This window comes from Mesorhizobium sp. M1A.F.Ca.IN.022.07.1.1 (assembly GCF_003997575.1).
Taxonomy (GTDB): Bacteria; Pseudomonadota; Alphaproteobacteria; order Rhizobiales; family Rhizobiaceae; genus Mesorhizobium.
Genome location: NZ_RZST01000738.1, coordinates 1 through 469, shown reverse-complemented (window position 1 = coordinate 469; position 469 = coordinate 1). Strand labels below are relative to the sequence as shown.

1 protein-coding gene is annotated in these 469 nt (G+C 63.5%); it reads right to left on the bottom strand.

Annotated elements, in window-relative coordinates:
• Nucleotides 1–469 (bottom strand): ABC transporter ATP-binding protein (locus EOA75_RS33720; RefSeq protein WP_164747801.1); only part of this gene is annotated, 469 nt, incomplete at both ends.

Genomic DNA, 469 nt, shown 5'->3' with positions numbered 1-469 from the left:
TTCCTCGCGCAGCTTGGAGTCCAGGGCGCCGATCGGCTCATCCATCAGCATCGCCGTCGGCCGCGCGCTGGTGCGGCGGCCGATCGCCACGCGTTGCATGTCGCCGCCCGAAAGCGCAGACGGTCGCTTGTCGAGCAGGTCGGTGATCCGCAACACCCTTGCGATCTCGCGCACCGAGGTGTCGACTTCACTGCTGCTCATCCGCGTGGCCCGCAACGGAAAGGCGATGTTCTCGAACACCGTCATATGCGGATAGAGCGAGAAGGACTGGAACACCATGGCGATGTCGCGGTCTGCAGCTTTCAGATGCTGCACCGCCTTGCCGTCGATCAGGATGTCGCCCTGATCGATCGTCTCGAGCCCGGCAATCGCGCGCAGCGTCGTCGTCTTGCCGCAGCCCGACTGTCCAAGCAGCACGATGAACTCGTTGTCGGCGATGGCGAGGTTCAGATTATGGATGACCTGGACC